Here is a 17,375-nt window from a genome sequence, read left to right as displayed (position 1 = left end):
GAAACCGACAAGTCTGTTCCTTGTCTGTCTCTACGCAGTGCAGGGCCTAAGGCACCCACACTTATCGGTAATCTGTGTTGTTAAAGAACAGCTCCGACACCGGAGCAGAAAGCGAACTATACACAACCCCAACTCCAACCGTCAACACAATATACAAAAAATCAATACAACAAAATTACAACAAAATGTTTTACTTGAATATTTTATTCAATACACCCCCACTTTATCCAACACCCCCCTCAAAAAACAACACTCTCAACCCGAAAAAACCGCTTTCAGACGGCCTATAAAATATTTTTGAAACACTGAGATAAAACACTGAAACAATGCCGACCCAGCTAATCAAACAAACCTGCTACAATATCTTTGGTTTTCCCTATTATTATCCATCTCCATGACCGAGCCTATTTACATCCCCCTGCGCCTGCATACCGAGTTTTCCATTACTGATGGAACGGTACGTATTAAAGATGTTGTCAAAAAAGCTGCAGCCAACGGCATTCCTGCATTGGGAATCAGTGATTTGATGAACACTTTCGGCTTGGTGAAGTTTTATAAAGCCTGCCGCAGTGCAGGCATTAAGCCTGTGATGGCAGCCGATGTTTGGGTTGAGAACCCCGATGCAGACGGCAAACCTTTCAGGGCGGTTTTGATTGCACAAAATGATGAAGGCTACCGGCGTTTGAGCGAGCTGCTCACGGCTGCCTATGTAGGCGAAGACCGTAACCCTGATTATGCTCAGCTGCGTCAGGAATGGTTGGCTGCGGGCAGCAATGCCGGCTTGATCTGCTTATCGGGTGCGCATTACGGCGAGGTGGGTGTGCATTTTATGGACGGCCGCCCCGAAGCGGCGAGGGAGGCCGCACAGAAATATGTAGCCTGGTTTCCGAATGCATTTTATTTGGAATTGCAACGACTGCCCGAACAGCCTAAATGGGAGATTGCGGTGGCGGGCAGTGTGAAAATTGCCGGCGAACTTGATCTGCCTATTGTGGCAACCCACCCGGTACAGTTTTTAAACGGCGAAGATTTTCAGGCGCACGAAGCACGGATATGCATTGCCGGCGGCTGGGTATTGGCAGACCCAAAACGCCCGCACGAATTTTCGCCCAGTCAGTTTTTTGTACCGCCCGAAGTGATGGCAGAACGGTTTGCCGATCTGCCGGAAGCCCTGCAAAACACGGTGGAAATCGCCAAACGCTGTAATCTCACACTCACGCTGGGCAAAAATTTCCTGCCGCTGTTTCCCACACCCAACGGCATATCGCTGGAAGATTATTTGGTGCAGCTTTCCAACGAGGGCTTGCGGGAACGTATGCTTCAGCTTTACCCCGATGAGGCGGAGCGTGCCGAAAAAATGCCCGAATACCGGGCGCGTTTGGATTTTGAGCTGAAAATCATCATTCAAATGGGGTTTTCGGGCTATTTTCTTATCGTGCAGGACTTTATCAACTGGGCAAAAAACAACGGCTGCCCAGTGGGGCCGGGGCGCGGTTCGGGTGCAGGTTCACTGGTGGCCTACGCATTGAAAATCACCGATCTCGATCCGTTGAAATACGCGCTGCTGTTTGAGCGTTTCCTCAACCCCGAACGCGTGTCTATGCCCGACTTCGATATTGATTTCTGCCAAAGCAACCGCGGCAGGGTGATTGAATATGTACGCGAAAAATACGGCGCAGAGGCGGTGAGTCAGATTGTTACCTTCGGCACCATGTCTTCAAAAGCAGTGATTCGCGATGTGGGGCGCGTGCTGGAACTGCCCTTCGGCCTGTGCGACCGCCTCTCGAAGCTGATTCCGCTCGAAACCAACCGCCCCGTAAGCCTGGACAGGGCTATGGAAATGGAGCCGGAAATCAAGCAGCTGATTGAAAACGAAGACGCAGGCGAGCTCATTGATTTAGCCAAAAAACTGGAAGACCTCACCCGCGGTCTCGGCATGCACGCCGGCGGCGTATTGATTGCACCGGGCAAAATTTCCGATTTCAGCCCGGTTTACCAAGCCGAAGAATCTGCTTCGCCGGTGTCGATGTATGACAAAGGCGACGTGGAAGATATTGGACTGGTAAAATTCGACTTTCTCGGCTTGCGCAACCTCACCATTATCGAAATGGCGCAGGAAAACATCAGAAACACCACCGGTGAAAGCGTGAATGTCCACAATATCGCGCTCGATGACCAGGCTGCCTATCAGATTTTCCGCGATGCCAACACCACCGCCGTATTTCAGTTTGAATCAACGGGCATGAAAAAAATGCTGAAAACGGCACACACCACCAAATTTGAAGAACTGATTGCATTTGTGTCGCTCTACCGCCCCGGCCCGATGGACAACATTCCCGATTTTGTAGCGCGCATGAAAGGGCAGGCCTTCGAATATATCCACCCACTGCTCGAGCCTGTGCTGGAGCCCACCTACGGCATTATGGTATATCAGGAGCAGGTGATGCAGGCCGCCCAAATAATCGGCGGCTACTCACTGGGCGGTGCCGACCTGCTGCGCCGTGCCATGGGCAAGAAAAAGCCCGAAGAAATGGCCGAACACCGCGAGATTTTCGCCAAAGGCGCAGAAGAAAAAAACATCCCGCGCCAAAAAGCCAATGAAATTTTCGACTATATGGAAAAATTCGCAGGCTACGGCTTCAACAAATCCCACGCTGCTGCCTACGCGCTGATTTCCTACCAAACCGCCTGGCTCAAAGCGCACTATCCTGCCGAATTTATGGCCGCCACCATGTCAAGCGAGCTAGACAACACCGACCAGCTCAAACATTTTTATGACGATGCCCGCGCCAACGGCATCAGCTTTCTGCCGCCCGACATCAACCAATCCGACTATCTGTTTACGCCGAACAGCCAAAAACAAATCCGCTATGCCCTCGGCGCCATCAAAGGCACAGGCGAAAGCGCGGTAGCCTCGATTATCGAAGCCCGCAGGCAAGGCGGCGGCTTCAGCGGCCTGCTCGATTTTTGCGAACGCGTTAGCAAAGAACACATCAACCGCCGCACCCTCGAAGCCCTGATACGCGGCGGCGCATTCGACAGCATCGAACCAAACCGAGCCATGCTGCTGGCCAATATCGACCTGGCCATGAACCACGCCGAGCAAAAAGCCGCCAACGCCAACCAAGGCGGGCTGTTCGACATGATGGAAGACGCCATCGCCGCCATCGAGCTGGCCGACACCCCCGCATGGAGCGAATCAGAAAAACTCGCTGAAGAAAAAACCGTTATCGGCTTTTACCTTTCCGGCCACCCCTTCGGCCCTTATGCCCAAGAAGTGCGCCAAATCGCACCCACCCGCCTGGGCCGTCTGAAACCGCAAGACAACACACGCGTGGCCGGCTTTGCCACCGCCGTGCGCACCATGATGGGCAAGCGCGGCAAAATCACTTTCGTAACGCTCGAAGACCAAAGCGCGCAAATCGAAGTGATGGTAACCGGGCAAGTGCTGGAAGAAAACGCAGGCCGTCTGAAAGCCGACCAAGTGTTGATTATGGAATGCAAAATCAGCCGCGACGACTACAACGGCGGCGACACCCTGCGCATCATTGCCAACCAAGTGATGACGCTGCAAACCGCCCGCGAACGCTATGCCCGCAGCCTGAGCCTGCACCTGGCCCCACACCACAACATCGCGCAGTTAGCAGAGCTCTTAGCCGCCCACCACCTGCCCGACACCGCCCACATCCCGCTACGTCTCGCCTACAGCAACGATACCGCATACGGCGAATTACGCCCTGCTCCGAAATGGGCGGTAACGCCGGGGGCAGAGCTCTTCGATGCACTGGAAAACCTGCTGGGCCCCCGCGCGGTCAGGGTAAACTGGTAGAAACTCCGAAACAGAAACCGAGCAACACAAACACCAGTAAAAATATTCCTAGAGCGCAGCAAGACCGTCTGAAAATGCGGTTTAGACACAAGCTGCATGGAAGCAACCTCTGCCACACAAACAGCTCCCGCAAAACTCAGTGCTGTCATCACATAAAACACCGCACGCCAGCCTACTTGCTCAAATGGCTGAGCAAGAACCGGCCCGGAAAACCGCCCAACACCGTGTCGGCCACATAAAGCAATATCCGCCGCGCCATCGTTTTGCGGCCAAACTCTTCACCGATATAAGCAATCAACACAACAATAATCTCCAGCACTGCCAAGCCTTGCAAAAAGCAGTAAAACATCATCTTTCCGCTATTGCCAGCAGCGAGGCAGGTATGCCGGGAAACGGCATCGAGCGGACAATAAACACCTTGTGCCCGAGAGTGTCCGAAAGTATACCCATAAACGGCGACATCGGTGCCACACCGAACACTGCCGCCAAGCCCGCCTGCACTTCGCCGGCCTCAAATCGCATACCCGCACGGCAACGCTGCCTGTACAGAATACACCCGCAAAAAAACAAACACACCGGCTAGGACAGCGGCAAGGCGCAATAAAAAATCGGGAGAGTGGCCGTACACACCATCAAACCGGATTGGCGGGTAAAAGCGCTGCAGGTGCAGATAATTAAAGCACGGTTAAACATGGTCCGGATTCTGCGCCCATTTCGGCTTTTGCGCCAATATCTTATCATAAACCGGGCAATCCTCGGCATGCGCACCCTTCAGATAGCCCGTACTCATCAGAAACTCGTTCACAATCTCGCTGCCGACAAATTTGAAATGCCGTTTGAACAGCTTCACCCATTGTGCCAAAGGCAGCGGATGGTGGGCATCGAGCCAGTTTTTAAACGAACCGTATTCCTGCTGCAAACACAAAATCTGCTGTGCGTTGTCAATGACCGCGTTGATTTTCAAACGGTTGCGGACAATGCCGGCATCGGCGAGCAAACGTTTGCGGTCGGTTTCGGTGTAGGCTGCAACCGAGGCGATATCGAAACCCGAATAGGCCGTCTGAAAAGCCGCCTGCTTGTTTAAAATGGTCGTCCAGCTCAGCCCCGCCTGATTGATTTCCAACACCAGCCGCCCAAACAGCTCGTTGTCGCTTTCAATCGGAAAACCGTAGGCTTCGGCATGGTAAACCCTATTGGGATTCACGCTGCTCTCGGGTAGCGCATTGCAAAATTCGCAATAATTCATTTTCAGACGGCCTTTCTGTTATCGATAACGGATACACAGTGCCCGCAAACACAAGCTAGCGGAAAACCGACACCAATTTGGATGCCGGCCAGCCAAGTGCCGTAAAACGCACAAATCAGCCGCCTCAGCCGCCCCCTTCTGTCCGAGCCTCTTTGCAAAACCATGCGCCTACCACTTCGTTCACCTCGTCCACGCCCTGCTTTTTCAAGCTCGAAAAAAGCTGGACGCTAATCTGCTGGCGCTGTGCATATGGTTGGAGCATTTTCTTGACTGCGCTCAAAGTTTTGATTTGGTCGTTTTTGGATAATTTATCGGCTTTCGAAAGTAAAATATGCACCGGCCGGCCAGTGGTGTGGAAGAAGTCCAGCATCCGGATATCCAAGGCTTTGAGCGGGTGGCGGGCATCCATAATCAGCACCAGGCCGATAAGCTGCCTGCGCTGCTGCAGGTAATCCCCCAGCAGCTCCACCCAATGCGCGCGCACGGCTTCGGGCACTTGGGCATAACCGTAGCCCGGCAAATCCACCATAAAACCACCGTTTGCCAGCTCGAAAAAATTAATATGCTGGGTGCGGCCGGGCGTTTTCGACACATAAGCCAGCCGCACATGGTTGGTCAGCGTGTTGATGGCGCTGGATTTGCCCGCATTGCTGCGGCCTGCAAAAGCAATTTCGGCAGGCGTTGCGGGCAAATCTTTCAAATGATTGACCGTGGTGAAGAATTTTGCGTTTTGAAATAGGTTCATAACTGGTAAAATTGTGTGAATTTGGTATAGAATACCACGATTAAGAATTTATCGGTTTGGTCGGGTGGCAGCACACCCGTATTGAGTATCGTAAAGGGCTGGGGCGGCGCACGCCGCTGTGCCATTATTCAGGAGCACTCCATGAAACGTTTGACCTTGTTGGCGCTGGCTTTGGCCGCAGGTGCGGTAACGGCGGCGCCGAAGGCAGATCTTGCCAAAGGCAAAGAAATCGCAACCAATATCTGCGCAGCCTGCCACGCTGCCGACGGCAACAGCGGTATTGCCATGTATCCTAAACTGTCGGCACAACACGCCCATTATCTGTTTGTGCAAACCAAAGCCATCAAAGAAGGCAAGCGCACAACAGGTGCTTCGGCGGCGATGGCTCCGATGGTTGCAGCTTTGTCGGAGCAGGATATGCGCGATGTGTCGGCTTTTTATGCCGCGCAGTTTCCCAAACCGGGCGAGGCCAATCCGAAAGACAACCCTGAATTGGGTGCCAAAATTTTCCGCGGCGGATTGGCAGATAAAAAAATCCCCGCCTGCATGGCCTGCCACGGCCCCAACGGGGCGGGCATTCCCGGGGGTGGTTCCGATATTGCCGCCTATCCGCGCCTGGGAGGCCAGCACAAAGATTATATTGTTACCCAAATGAAGGCATACCAATCCGGCCAGCGCAGCAATGCCATCATGGCCGATATAGCGGCACGGATGTCTGATGAAGAGCTCAATGCAGTAGCCAACTTTATTCAAGGCCTGCATTGATTAAGGGCTGCCGCCGGCCAAAGGCCGTCTGAAGAATATTCAGACGGCCTTTGGTTGCCTGTTTGACGCAGCGGCTGCCTGCACAAGGCATCTGTGCATTGTTTTTCGGGCTGCGACACCAAACTTTTGGGTTTTACGCTGCTTCAGACGGCCGCAAACCCACATTTGACAAACAGCATGCAAACACTTGAGACACTGCCGGTGCGGCGGGCGGGAATGACCATGATTGCAGCGGCCCGACAAACTTTTCCCGGTGCCATAACCGACATTGCCGAGAAAATAAAATTTTTACTGCCGCATTATTGTAAAATACGGCGGCTTTTCCGACCGCAACATAAAGCCGGCACACAATCCTTGGTTTAAACAAAATATACCCCGACCTGTTGCAAGGAAATGCCCCACCCTGTTTTTATCTGCCCTCACCGGTTTCAGACGGCCTCAGGCACAGGTGCGGCACTTTCCGGGCATCAAACCCTGATAATCAACATGATAACCTTATGGCAAAACCCCGCTCTTCCACCCCGCTCATCCGCAGGCCGTGGTTTGCTTTTTTAAGCTCCATGCGCTTTGCCGTTGCCCTGCTCAGCCTTTTGGGCGTGGCATCGGTTATCGGCACCGTATTGCAGCAAAACCAGCAGCCTACCGACTATGTGGTGAAATTCGGCCCGTTTTGGTCGGAAATCTTCGGCTTTTTGGGGTTATACGATGTGTATGCCTCGGCCTGGTTCGTGCTGATTATGATTTTTCTGGTACTTTCAACCGGCCTGTGCCTGTGGCGCAACATTCCGCCGTTTGTTCGCGAAATGAAGTCGTTCCGCATCCATGCAGGCAAAAAATCGCTGGCAGCAATGAAGCATACCGCGCTGATCGGCAGCGGGCTTTCCCCCGAAACCGCCGCACGCTATTTAAACGTGCAGGGTTTCAGCAGCAGAACCGCCGAGCGTGAAGACGGCTCGGTGCTGGTGGCGGCAAAAAAAGGAGCAATAAACAAATGGGGCTATATTTTCGCCCACGCCTCCATCATCGTTATCTGCTTGGGCGGCCTGATAGACAGCAACCTGCTGCTCAAAGCCGGCATCATCACCGGCAAAATCGTGCCGGACAACCACTCTGTGTTTGCCAAAGATTTCCAACCCGAAAGCATTTTGGGCAGCGGCAATATTTCGTTTCGCGGCAATGTAAACATCACCGAAGGCCAAAGCGCCGACGTGGTGTTTTTAAATGCCGACAAAGGTATGCTGGTGCAGGATTTGCCCTTCAGCGTTGAATTGAAAAAATTCCATATCGACTTTTACGACACCGGTATGCCCAAAGACTTTGCCAGCGATTTGGTGATAACCGGCAAAGCCGGCGGCGGCAAAACCGAAAAAACCATACGCGTCAACCACCCGCTCACAATTGACGGCATCACCATCTATCAGGCCAGCTTTGCCGATGGCGGTTCCAACTTGAAATTCAAGGTTTGGAATCTCGGCAGCCGCAGCCGCACGCCGGCCCAAATGGATGCCGTATCGATGAATGCCTTCCCGCTCAACCTGGGCAACGAGCAATACCGCTTGGAATTCGACCAATTCACAGCGTTAAATGTAGAAGACATGAGTGCCCCCCGGGAAAAAGGCAAACCGAGCTTTCAGACGGCCGTCAATGATGTGCGCAGCGTAAAACAGGATAAAAAATTCACCAACATCGGCCCCTCTATCGTGTACCGTATCCGCGACAAGGCAGGGCAGGCCGTTGAATACAAAAACTATATGCTGCCGGTGAAGCAGGAAGAAGACTATTTCTACATCACCGGCACGCGCTCAGGCCTGGAGCAGCAATACCGCTGGCTGCGCATTCCAATGGACGGCAGCGGCAGCATCAACACCTTCATGGCCCTGCGCGAGCATTTGGGCAACCCAGAAGTGCGCAAACGCGTGATTGCGGCTTCCTCCGCCGCAGCTCCCGAAAACATACGCAAAGTATTCAGCCAAGCCGCCGAAAACACGCTGGCGATTTTCGCCAAAGGCGGCTATTTGGCACTGAACGACCATCTCGAAAACAGCATCCCGCCTGCCGAACAGGAAAAAATGCAAGGCTTTTTCTACCAAATGCTCTATAGCGCGATGAATGTTCTGCTTGACGACACCATTAAAACCTACCAACTGCCCGAATGGCAGCCCGGCGCAGCGCGCAACCGCTTCCTGCTCAACAGCATGGATGCCTACACCGGCCTCACCGAATACCCCGCCCCCGTGCTGCTGCAGCTGGACGGCTATAAAGAAGTGCGCTCCTCCGGCCTGCAGATGACCCGCGCACCCGGTGCATCGCTGGTTTATCTCGGCTCGGTGCTGCTGGTTTTGGGCACGGTATTTATGTTTTACATCCGCGAAAAGCGCGCATGGGTATTATTCGATAAAGACGGCATACGCTTTTCGATGTCGTCCTCGCGCAACGAACGCGATTTACAGAAAGAGTTTCCCAAACACGCGGCCGCCCTCGAAACCCTGGCCGCCGATTTGAAACACACCGATTGATACGGAGCATTATTCAGACGGCCGCTGCCCTGCCGGCCGTCTGAGCAATACCGCTTGAGGCTTGACACACCATGAACCAAACCATCAACAACACCGAAAAACTATCCGGACACGCCCTGCTGGCCCACAAATCTTTTTTGCGCCGCCTCAACATTTGGGACTGGCTGTTTGCTTTGGCAGCAGCCCTAACCGCAGTGTTTGCACAACTTCAGATCAGCCACCGCATGGATGCTTACGAAGTGGCGATTTTGTGGTTCTGCGCCGCCGCAGCCGTGCTACTGGGCTGGTTTTTCAAACCGCTGCGCTGGTTTACCGCAGCCTCCCTGCTATCGTCCTACGGAGCCATGCAGCTTTACGGCGGCAACATCGCCCACGCCGACCGCTTTTTGCTGAAATATTTTCTCAGCAGCCAGTCGGCAGTAATGTGGCAGTGTGCCACCGTGTTTCTGGCTCTGTTTTGCTACATCGCCGGCGCATTTACCGCACACCGGCGGCAAACCGCCACCAACACGCTGTTGGGTATCGGCACCGTGCTCACCTGGGTTTCTGCGCTGGCAGGCTTCATCGGCCTGCTGGTGCGCTGGCACGAAAGCTACCTGCTGCGCCCCGATGCCGGCCACATCCCCGTTTCCAACCTTTATGAAGTGTTTATTCTGTTTTTGGTGATTACCGCTTTGATGTATCTCTATTACGAAAGCAGATTCGCCGTGCAGAAACTCGGCGGCTTCGTACTCTCGTTTATGGCTGCCGTGGTGGTGTTTGTGTTGTGGTACAGCCTGTCGCGCGAAGCGCACACCATCCAGCCGCTGATTCCCGCGCTGCAATCGTGGTGGATGAAAATCCATGTGCCTGCCAACTTTATCGGCTACGGCGCATTCTGCATTTCCGCCATGCTCGGCATTGCCGAACTGATGGCCCTCCGCAATGAAAACGCCGGCAAAAAATCCTGGCTGCCCGATTCGCAAACCATCGAAGAAGTGATGTATAAAGCCATCGCTGTCGGCTTTCTGTTTTTCACCATTGCCACCATACTCGGCGCGCTGTGGGCCGCCGATGCCTGGGGGCGTTACTGGAGCTGGGATCCTAAAGAAACCTGGGCGTTTATCGTGTGGCTCAACTACGCCGTGTGGCTGCATATGCGGCTGGTAGCGGGCTGGCGCGGCAAAGTGCTGGCATGGTGGGCGGTTATCGGCCTGTTTATCACCGCCTTTGCATTCGTGGGCGTGAATATGTTTCTCAGCGGGCTGCACTCCTACGGCACCCTGTAACGGCAGCCATTGCACTTCAGGCCGTCTGAAACTGTGTTCAGACGGCCTGTGGCTTTTTGCTTAAACCATGCCTTTAGCGTATCATTTACCCTTACCCAAAACCTGAAAACACTTTTGCAATCGGCTTTCCCCCGAAAACCGATTGCAAAAGTATTTTTATATTTTAAAGGGTTATTTATGTTAAACGGTATCCCCCTGCCCAAAGACACGGTACGCCCGCCCGAAACCGTGCTGGTCAACATCACTCCTCAGGAAACGCGCGTGGCGGTGCTGGAAGAAAACAATATCTGCGAGCTGCATATCGAACGCAACAGCGGCCACGGCCTGGTGGGCAACATCTATTTGGGCGTGGTCCGCCGCGTACTGCCCGGCATGCAGAGCGCGTTTATCGACATCGGCTTGGAGCGGGCGGCATTTCTGCATATTGTCGATGTGCTCGAACAGCGCCGCAACCCCGATGAAACCCAGCGTATCGAGCATATGCTGTTTGAAGGCCAATCGGTGCTGGTGCAGGTGATTAAAGACCCCATCAACACCAAAGGCGCGCGCCTTTCCACGCAGATTTCGCTGGCCGGGCGTTTTTTGGTGCATCTGCCGCAAGAAGACCATATCGGCATTTCTCAACGCATCGAAGACGAAGAAGAGCGCAACATCCTGCGCCGCCGCCTGGCCGGCCTGCTGCCGGAACACGGCACCGGGCAGGGCTACATTATCCGCACCAGTGCCGAAAATGCCAGCGATGCCGAGCTTTCGGCCGATATCGGCTACCTCACCAAAGTGTGGGAAAACATCCGGCATCAGGCCAAAACCCGTCCTCCCGAAACCCTGCTTTATCAGGATCTGCCCCTGAGCCTGCGCGTGTTGCGCGATATGTTCAGCGACAACACCCGGGAAATCCTGGTCGATTCCAAAGAAAACCACCAGCGCATACAGGAATTTGCCGAGCTTTATGTGCCGGGCGCCGCCGGAAAAATCCGCCTGTTTCAAGGCGAGCGGCCATTGTTTGAAAGCCACAATGTCGAACAGGAAATCAACCGCGCCCTGCAGCCGCGCGTCAATCTCAATTTCGGCAGCTATCTGATTATCGAAGCCACCGAAGCCATGACCACCATCGATGTGAACACCGGCGGTTTCGTGGGCACCCGCAATTTCGATGAAACCATCTTCCGTACCAATCTCGAAGCCTGCCACACCATCGCCCGCGAACTGCGTCTGCGCAACCTCGGCGGCATCATCATCATCGACTTCATCGATATGGCGCACGACACCCACCGCGAAGCCGTATTGCAGGAGTTAGCCAAAGCCCTAAGCTTCGACCGCACCCGCGTTACCCTCAACGGCTTCACCAGCCTCGGCCTGGTAGAGCTGACCCGCAAACGCACCCGTGAAAACCTCAGCCACATTCTGTGCGAACCCTGCCCCTCATGCCAAGGCAGAGGCCGTCTGAAAACCCCGCAAACCGTGTGCTACGAAATCCAGCGCGAAATCGTGCGCGAAGCCCGCCGCTACGATGCCAAAGAATTCCGAATTCTCGCCGCGCCCAACGTTATCGACCTGTTTCTCGATGAAGAATCACAATCGCTGGCGATGCTGATCGACTTTATCGGCAAACCGATTTCGCTGGCAGTGGAAACGGCCTACACGCAGGAACAATACGATATCGTGCTGATGTAACCGAACCCGCCCCTGCTCCTGCGGCACGGCAGATTAAACGGATTAAATGGAAACTGCTGCAGCCAACCCGCCACGCTGCAGCCCATTCCCACGATAAATTTCAGACGGCCGGCCGCAAACCATATCAGCGTGCAAGACTGCATAACGCAATCATTATTTTAAAATGGGATTGCGATACTTATACTTACTGCTTACAGCTTACGGCCTCACACCCAAATAACGCAGATTCAAGATATGGCTGTTTTTTTGGGATTCAAACACTAGGGGCAAGCCCTGCGGCAATAGCAAAGATTTAAGGCCGTCTGAAAAACATTTTCAGACGGCCTGTTGTTAAATGCGGGTTGCCGCCCCTTAGCTCAAAGAAAACGATTTGTTCAGCAAACCAAGCGGCAACAGAACCCGAGCCGTACTGTCTATACTGTCTGCTGGCTTATACCGGCAATAAAACGGATTCAAGATATTGCTGTTTTCGGGATTCAAACAACCGGGTCAAGCCCTGCGGCAATAAAAAAGATTTAAGGCCGTCTGAAAACATTTTCAGACGGCCTGTTTAAACGCGGGTTGTTGTCTTAACGTTTGCGGTAACGGCTAACGGTTTCAGCCAACAACTCGCCGATTTCCAACCACATTACAGCAATCCCGGCTGACCCAATGCAGGATCGTTTGCGCGGGCGGCTTCGGCATCAGCCACGGTCAAGCCTAAGGCTTTGGCCACACCTTCACCGTAAGCAGGATCGCATTTCACGCAGTTGCGGATATGGCGGTATTTGATGAAATCCGGCGCATCGCCCATGCCTGCGGCTGTGTTTTTAAACAGCGTTTCTTTCTGCTCGCTGCTCATCAGGTTAAACAGCGCGCGGGGCTGGCTGAAATAATCGGCATCGTCTTCGCGGAAGTTCCAATGGGCGGCATCGCCGTTGATTTTCAGGGGCGGCTCGGCATATTGGGGCTGCTCCTGCCATTGTTGGAAACTGTTGGGTTCGTAGGCAATGGTGCTGCCGTAGTTGCCGTCTACTCGTCCGTAGCCGTCGCGGGCATTGCTGTGCACGGGGCAGCGCGGTGCGTTTACCGGAATCTGGTTGCGGTTCACGCCCAAGCGGTAGCGTTGTGCATCGGCATAGTTAAACAGGCGCGCCTGCAGCATTTTATCGGGCGATACGCTGATACCGGGAACCAGGTTGCTCGGTGCGAAAGCAGACTGCTCTACATCGGCAAAGAAATTTTCGGGGTTGCGGTTCAGCTCGAACTCACCCACTTCGATCAGCGGGTAATCACCCTTCGGCCATACTTTAGTCAAATCAAACGGATGGTAGGGCACTTTTTCTGCATCGGCTTCGGGCATAATCTGCACATACATTTTCCATTTCGGAAAATCGCCGCGCTCGATGGCTTCGTATAAATCTTTCTGATGGCTTTCACGATCCTGGCCGATGATTTTTTCGGCCTCTTCGTTAGAAAGGTTTTCAATGCCTTGCTGGGTGCGGAAGTGGAATTTCACCCAGAAACGCTCGCCGGCTTCGTTCCAGAAGCTGTAGGTATGCGAACCAAAACCGTGCATATGGCGGTAAGATTTCGGAATACCGCGGTCGCTCATCACGATGGTTACTTGGTGGAAAGCCTCGGGCAGCAGTGTCCAAAAATCCCAGTTGTTGGTGGCACTGCGCATATTGGTGCGCGGATCACGCTTAACGGCTTTGTTCAAATCGGGAAACTTGCGGGGGTCGCGCAGGAAAAACACTGGGGTGTTATTGCCCACCATATCCCAGTTGCCCTCTTCGGTGTAGAATTTCAACGCAAAGCCGCGGATGTCGCGCTCGGCATCAGCTGCGCCACGCTCGCCGGCAACCGTGGTGAAGCGGGCGAACATTTCGGTTTTTTTACCCACTTTGCTGAAAATGGCGGCACGGGTATATTTAGTGATGTCGTTGGTTACGGTGAAAGTACCGAATGCGCCGCTGCCTTTGGCATGCATACGGCGCTCGGGGATAACTTCACGCGCAAAATCGGCCAATTTTTCATTGAGCCACAAATCTTGAGCCAACAACGGACCGCGCGGGCCTGCAGTGAGACTGTTTTGATTGTCGGAAACAGGGGCGCCGTTGCTGCGGGTCAAATGGGTTACAGGGCATTTACTCATGGTTGTTCCTTTTGGATAAGTTTGGCAGTTGATATAATGTTGATTTCGCCGATACCGGCCGAAACAACAAAATCCTGATGTGCGGTATCCGGGTGTTTGTGTGGAAAGCCTGCTTCCGGCAGCCTGCGCCCGAAATAAAGCTCCCGTTATATTATTGCCTGCTGATGAAGCAATGGGGCAACTATACCTAAACAGCTTTCCTTTCACAACTATCAATCTCATTAATTTTAGTAATTTTAAATCAAAAACCAAAAATCGATAGCCGTTATTAAAACCGGGTACAATATGCTATTTTAACGTAGAATAATATTTTTATTTATCCGAATCAGTATGCACGCCACTATCTATCTGGAAAACCACGAATACATCGCCTTATGCGATCTGCTCAAACTGGCCGGCTTAACCAATAGCGGCGGCCAAGCCAAAGCGGCGATTGCCGGCGGAGAGGTGTTGCGCAACGGCAAAACCGAAACCCGCAAAACCGCCAAAATACGCGGCGGCGAAGTGATTGAATTTAACGGCGCGGTGTTAGAAATCGAAAACGGCCATGACCCCGAACAAACTGAAACCTGAAAACCTGCTGCCCGAGCCCGTGCGCCCCGAAGCATGGGAATGCTGCGGCAGCGATTGCGGCGATGCGTGCATCCAAACGGTTTATTGGCACCAAAAAGCCGCCTACGATGCGCAGCAGCAGCAATGGCAGGCGCAGCTTGCCGAAGAAGCCGCCGAAAAAGCGGGCGGCGGGGATAAGGCCGTCTGAAAGGCAACCATGATAGATCTGCACTGCCATTCCAATGTTTCAGACGGCCGCTTAAGCCCCGCCGAAGTGGTGCGGCTGGCGTACGCCAACGGCTGCACCCTGCTCGCGCTCACCGACCACGACCACACCGGCGGGCTGGCCGAAGCGCGCGCCGAAGCGCAAAAATGCGGCATCCGCCTGATTAACGGCGTGGAAATTTCCGTTACCTGGCGCAAGCGCACTGTGCACATTGTCGGGCTGGATTTTGATGACGGCAACGAAGATTTGCAAAACCTGCTGGCCGAAGTGCGCAAAGGCCGTCTGAAACGCTTGCAAGCCATTGCCGCCAAGCTCGAGAAGCAAGGCATCGGCGGCGCATACGAAGGCGCGCTCGCTCTGGCCGCCAACCCCGAAACCGTATCGCGCACCCATGTGGCCGAGTTTCTGATTAACGCAGGCCATGTGCGCAACCAACAGCAGGCTTTCAGCAAATATCTGGGCGACGGCAAACCCGCTTCTGTGCCGCACGAATGGGCGGATTTGGCCGCGGCGGTGGCTGCCGTTAACGGCGCAGGCGGGCTGGCCGTTATCGCCCACCCCATGCGCTATGGTTTTTCCGCAACAGCCAAACGCAACCTGTTTGAAGCATTCAAAGCATCGGGCGGCGCGGCCATCGAAGTGCACAGCGGCCGCAGCGGTCAAAACGACCGCTTAAACTATGCCCTCTCGGCCGAACGCTACGGTTTTCTTTCCAGCGCCGGCAGCGATTTCCACCGGCAGGGCGGTTACGGCGGCGGCATTTTGGGCGCCTGCCCGGCCTTGCCCGACCTATGCCGACCGATATGGGAATGTTTCCGGCCGCCGCATTCGTTTGATTCAGGGCAAATTGAAAAAACGCCGTTCAAGATAATATCAAACGGTTTATGACCCATCGGTAACAACAGCACCGCGCTGAACCAAAAATACGGCAACCACGGGGCAAACCGCCCCAATCGCACAACTTGAAACAGGAGAAGGCAATGAAAGTTTTTTTGAAAACAACGCTGTTGGCTGCACTGTTCGGCATGACAAATGCTGCATGGTCACAACCTACACCGGCACAAATCCAGCAGCAGTTTTAGCAGCAGCAAAACATGCAAGGAGCCATTCAATCAGACAATCTGCGCAGATGCGGAGATATCTACGGTCATGGCTGCCGCCGGCAAGAAAACGCAGCAGCCCAACGCAGAGCATGGGAAGCGCGCGAACGCAAGATACAAAAAGAAATCGCCGAATTGCGCAAAACGCCTTTTTACATGGCTGTAGCTTATGATTTTGCAAACAGACGTATTTCAGGGGGTACTACTCTGAAAAAAGAGCCGTAGAAAAGGCATTAAGCGGCTGCAAATCCGACAATTGCCAAATCGTTGCTACGTTTGCTAATACCTGCGCCATGATCGCCTACGCTGATGGCGGGCCCAAATCACCTTCTGACATTTTTGTCGGCCTGGATCAAGACGGCTATCAAGCCATTGTCAAATCCGTGCGGGCTTGTGAGACTAAGCATGGCTATAACAAGTGCAGTTATGCGGATATAAAAACTAAAACAGAAGATACCTTCTGTACTGGCTATGACTACAGCGTCTACGGGCAGCATTAAGCCTGATGCGGCACGCGCGGCGGCATCTACGGGCGGGTGCGCAACTTCGGGCAGGAGGGTTTTAGCAAATAGCGGGCGGCTCCGCCATCATAGCCATCATATTTGATATTCTACTTTGAAAAAGAAAGGCATAAATATGAAAAATTTATGGACAACCCTATTATTGCTGCCGGCTGCTGCACTGTCGGGAGCAGCCTATGCCGAAGAGATGCCCGGGCCTGTGGTGAAAAAAACCGTGGTGCAGTATGTTTGCCAACAGGGCAAAAAAGTGAAAGTAACCTACGGTTTCAACAAGCAAAAGCTGCCGGTTTACGCCTCTGCCCATATCAACGGCAAAACCCGCCGTATGCCGATCAATCTTTACCGCTCTGACGATGTTACCACCACTTTCGGCGATGAAAAAAGCTTTTCGCTGGGCGCAGAACATATGACGCTCAACAACCACCGCCGGCAATCCGTTATGATTACCTCGCCCTCTCAGGAAATCGTTTATAAAGGCTGCATGCCGCGCAAACGCTGATTTTCCGGCATCAAGCCGCAAAGGCCGTCTGAAAAAATATTCAGACGGCCTTTGCGGTTGCAGGGGCGGCCGTTTAACCCCATATACCCGATCCGAAACACCGGGCAGGGAGCCGATGCCGCACGCCATACCGCGAAGCGCGCTGTGGCAGCGGATTCCATGGCTTCGATACCGGGCGGCAAGCCGCAGACCATGCGGGCAGTGCGGCAAGGCGCAACACCGTGGCGGAAGTTAAATTAATCCGCGATATGATATTCAGGCGGGTTGGGCAATACCGCTTGCACGGGCGCATTTTCG

14 protein-coding genes and 2 pseudogenes are annotated in these 17,375 nt (G+C 53.7%); 10 read left to right on the top strand and 6 right to left on the bottom strand.

All coding sequences use genetic code 11. The features are described 5' to 3' along the window. The first annotated feature begins 394 nt into the window (after positions 1–394). A complete protein-coding gene (dnaE, locus tag IR141_RS06810; protein ID WP_135035030.1) occupies positions 395–3,829 on the top strand; it encodes a DNA polymerase III subunit alpha in 3,435 nt (1,144 codons plus the stop codon). Positions 3,830–4,001: 172 nt separating this feature from the next. On the opposite strand, the gene IR141_RS06805 is transcribed toward dnaE, so the two are convergent. The 4 genes from IR141_RS06805 to yihA all read right to left on the bottom strand — a co-directional run bounded on the left by IR141_RS06805 (position 4,002) and on the right by yihA (position 5,820). Beyond that, positions 4,002–4,148: a hypothetical protein gene (locus tag IR141_RS06805; protein WP_167743090.1), complete on the bottom strand. Its 147-nt coding sequence runs from the start codon at positions 4,146–4,148 to the stop codon at positions 4,002–4,004. A gap of 29 nt (positions 4,149–4,177) precedes the next feature. Continuing rightward, positions 4,178–4,351, bottom strand: a complete 174-nt coding sequence (locus tag IR141_RS06800) for a hypothetical protein (RefSeq protein ID WP_167743088.1) — start codon at positions 4,349–4,351, stop codon at positions 4,178–4,180. 163 nt (positions 4,352–4,514) lie between these two features. Continuing rightward, positions 4,515–5,075, bottom strand: coding sequence for a DNA-3-methyladenine glycosylase I (locus IR141_RS06795; protein WP_135035026.1), 561 nt, complete (start codon positions 5,073–5,075; stop codon positions 4,515–4,517). Between the two features lie 124 nt (positions 5,076–5,199). Next, on the bottom strand, positions 5,200–5,820 hold the full coding sequence (gene yihA / locus IR141_RS06790; protein ID WP_135035023.1) for a ribosome biogenesis GTP-binding protein YihA/YsxC: 621 nt from the start codon (positions 5,818–5,820) through the stop codon (positions 5,200–5,202). 141 nt (positions 5,821–5,961) lie between these two features. On the opposite strand from yihA, the gene IR141_RS06785 reads away from it, so the two are divergent. The 4 genes from IR141_RS06785 (at position 5,962) to rng (ending at position 12,043) form a co-directional block, all read left to right on the top strand. Beyond that, on the top strand, positions 5,962–6,585 hold the full coding sequence (locus tag IR141_RS06785; protein ID WP_135035020.1) for a cytochrome c: 624 nt from the start codon (positions 5,962–5,964) through the stop codon (positions 6,583–6,585). A gap of 560 nt (positions 6,586–7,145) precedes the next feature. Further along, on the top strand, positions 7,146–9,101 hold the full coding sequence (locus IR141_RS06780) for a cytochrome c biogenesis protein ResB (protein ID WP_167743092.1): 1,956 nt from the start codon (positions 7,146–7,148) through the stop codon (positions 9,099–9,101). A gap of 71 nt (positions 9,102–9,172) precedes the next feature. After that, positions 9,173–10,369, top strand: a complete 1,197-nt coding sequence (ccsB, locus tag IR141_RS06775) for a c-type cytochrome biogenesis protein CcsB (RefSeq protein WP_135035014.1) — start codon at positions 9,173–9,175, stop codon at positions 10,367–10,369. A 177-nt stretch (positions 10,370–10,546) separates the two neighbouring features. Beyond that, on the top strand, positions 10,547–12,043 hold the full coding sequence (rng, locus tag IR141_RS06770; RefSeq protein ID WP_135035008.1) for a ribonuclease G: 1,497 nt from the start codon (positions 10,547–10,549) through the stop codon (positions 12,041–12,043). A 628-nt stretch (positions 12,044–12,671) separates the two neighbouring features. On the opposite strand, the gene IR141_RS06765 is transcribed toward rng, so the two are convergent. Further along, positions 12,672–14,180: a catalase gene (locus IR141_RS06765; protein WP_135035005.1), complete on the bottom strand. Its 1,509-nt coding sequence runs from the start codon at positions 14,178–14,180 to the stop codon at positions 12,672–12,674. Positions 14,181–14,510: 330 nt separating this feature from the next. On the opposite strand from IR141_RS06765, the gene IR141_RS06760 reads away from it, so the two are divergent. The 5 genes and pseudogenes from IR141_RS06760 (at position 14,511) to IR141_RS06740 (ending at position 17,078) form a co-directional block, all read left to right on the top strand. Continuing rightward, the gene (locus IR141_RS06760; RefSeq protein ID WP_135035003.1) at positions 14,511–14,753 is read left to right on the top strand and encodes an RNA-binding S4 domain-containing protein; all 243 of its coding nucleotides are present in this window, start codon (positions 14,511–14,513) and stop codon (positions 14,751–14,753) included. Then, positions 14,728–14,940 carry a hypothetical protein gene (locus tag IR141_RS06755; protein ID WP_135035000.1) on the top strand — a complete coding sequence of 71 codons (213 nt, stop codon included), beginning with the start codon at positions 14,728–14,730 and terminating at the stop codon, positions 14,938–14,940. Before IR141_RS06760 ends, IR141_RS06755 begins: the two co-directional genes overlap by 26 nt. 9 nt (positions 14,941–14,949) lie before the next feature. Further along, positions 14,950–15,765 (top strand): annotated as a pseudogene (locus IR141_RS06750) (PHP domain-containing protein); the annotation flags it as partial. A 496-nt stretch (positions 15,766–16,261) separates the two neighbouring features. After that, positions 16,262–16,558: pseudogene (locus IR141_RS14185) on the top strand (DUF4189 domain-containing protein); the annotation flags it as partial. A gap of 136 nt (positions 16,559–16,694) precedes the next feature. Beyond that, positions 16,695–17,078: an adhesin gene (locus IR141_RS06740; RefSeq protein ID WP_135034994.1), complete on the top strand. Its 384-nt coding sequence runs from the start codon at positions 16,695–16,697 to the stop codon at positions 17,076–17,078. On the opposite strand, the gene IR141_RS06735 is transcribed toward IR141_RS06740, so the two are convergent. Continuing rightward, entirely contained in the window at positions 17,048–17,272 is a 225-nt protein-coding gene (locus tag IR141_RS06735; RefSeq protein ID WP_135034991.1) for a hypothetical protein, read from the bottom strand. The two genes, IR141_RS06740 and IR141_RS06735, sit on opposite strands and share 31 nt — an antisense overlap. Positions 17,273–17,375 lie beyond the last annotated feature (103 nt).

Source organism: Neisseria sp. 19428wB4_WF04 (assembly GCF_015235335.1).
Lineage (GTDB): Bacteria > Pseudomonadota > Gammaproteobacteria > Burkholderiales > Neisseriaceae > Neisseria > Neisseria musculi.
Note: the sequence above shows the minus strand (reverse complement) of the source record. Positions and strands in the feature narration are given on the sequence as shown.